The sequence below is a fragment of the Dysosmobacter sp. HCP28S3_G4 genome, from assembly GCF_052065175.1.
Taxonomy (GTDB): domain Bacteria; phylum Bacillota; class Clostridia; order Oscillospirales; family Oscillospiraceae; genus Oscillibacter.
Genome location: NZ_JBQHUP010000095.1, coordinates 1 through 1,676 on the forward strand (window position 1 = coordinate 1; position 1,676 = coordinate 1,676).

Genomic DNA, 1,676 nt, shown 5'->3' on the forward strand with positions numbered 1-1,676 from the left:
CGGAGCCCGCGGTTAATGAGGGATACGTCAGATAGTAAATGGTGGGGGAGATGTATTATGTCCGCGGGACACCATTTTTTTACATGGGGGGCGGGGGGGTATGCGGCCCCCCCCGCCACAGGAGAAATATATGGATATCAGAGAAGCATACAACCAAAAACTGCGCACGCCGGAGGAGGCCGTGAAGGTGGTGCGCAACGGCGACTGGATCGACTACGGCTGGAACGCCTGCGCCCCGGTGGCCCTGGACCGCGCCCTGGCGGAGCGGTATCAGGAGCTGCACGATGTGAAGGTCCGGGGCGCCGTGCTGATGGCCCGTCCCGCCATCATGTCCGTTCCGGACACCGCCGAGCATTTCATCTGGAACTCCTGGCACATGGGCGGTCTGGAGCGGAAGCTCATCGACGAGGGCTGCGCCTACTACATCCCCCTGCGCTATTCCGAGCTGCCCCGCTATTACCGGGAGAACGTGGACCCCATCCACGTGGCCATGATCCAGGTGGCCCCCATGGACGACGAGGGGTATTTCAGCTACGGCCTCAACGCCTCCCATCTCCAGGCGCTGTTTGAAAAGGCGGAGGTCATCATTCTGGAGGTCAACCGGAAGTACCCCCGCTGCCATGGCGGTGACGACACCCGCATCCACATCAGCCGGGTGGACATGGTGGTGGAAGGCGGCGATCCCGACTTGAACCAGCTGCCCGCTGCGGCCCCCAATGAGGTGGACCGGGCGGTGGCCGATCTCATTGTGTCCCAGATCCCCGACGGCGCCTGTTTGCAGCTGGGCATCGGCGGTATGCCCAACGCGGTGGGGTCCCTCATTGCCCAGTCCGACCTGAAGGACCTGGGCGTCCACACGGAGATGTATGTGGACGCCTTCGTGGATCTGGCCCTGGCCGGCAAGATCAACGGCAGCAAAAAGGCCATCGACCAGGGACTCCAGGTGTTCGCCTTCGGCGCGGGGACGCAGAAGCTGTACGACTACCTCCATGAGAATCCCCAGTGCCGGGCCTATCCCGTGGACTACACCAACGACGTCCGGGTCATCGCCCAACTGGACAACTTCATCTCCATCAACAACGCGGTGGACGTGGACCTGTTCGGTCAGGTGAACGCGGAGAGCTCCGGCATCCGCCACATCAGCGGCGCCGGCGGCCAGCAGGACTTCGTTCTGGGGGCGTATCTCTCCAAAGGCGGCAAGAGCTTCGTCTGCTGCGCCTCCACCATCCGGGGAAAGGACGGCAGTCTCCAGAGCCGCATCCGTCCCACCCTGCGGGAGGGCTCCGTGGTCACTGACACCCGCTGCAATGTGCAGTATCTGGTGACGGAGTACGGCATGGTGAATCTGAAGGGCGCCACCACCTGGGAGCGGGCGGAGCGCATCATCTCCATTGCCCACCCGGACTTCCGGGAGGAACTGATCCGGGAGGCCGAACGCATGAAGATCTGGCGGCAGTCCGCCAAACGGTGAATTTCGCGGCAGGCAGACGTCCGGGAGCCCGGTGAGGACGGGCTGCACCAGCTTTGTTTAGTCCGGCGGTATCAACACCTGCCGTTGCAGCAATTGGAAATGTCAAGAAATGTGCAGTCGGAAGACACCCAAAATCTGAAATGCTGACAATATGCGCGTGCTAAGCGGCGCTCTGCCGGTGGTTGGCCGCCCACTCCCGGTAGCG

The 1,676-nt window shown here is 62.8% G+C and carries 1 protein-coding gene; it reads left to right on the forward strand.

Annotated elements, in window-relative coordinates:
- The first annotated feature begins 130 nt into the window (after positions 1–130).
- Entirely contained in the window at positions 131–1,471 is a 1,341-nt protein-coding gene (locus tag ACTNBU_RS12530; RefSeq protein ID WP_441034432.1) for a butyryl-CoA:acetate CoA-transferase, read from the forward strand.
- Positions 1,472–1,676: the final 205 nt, after the last annotated feature.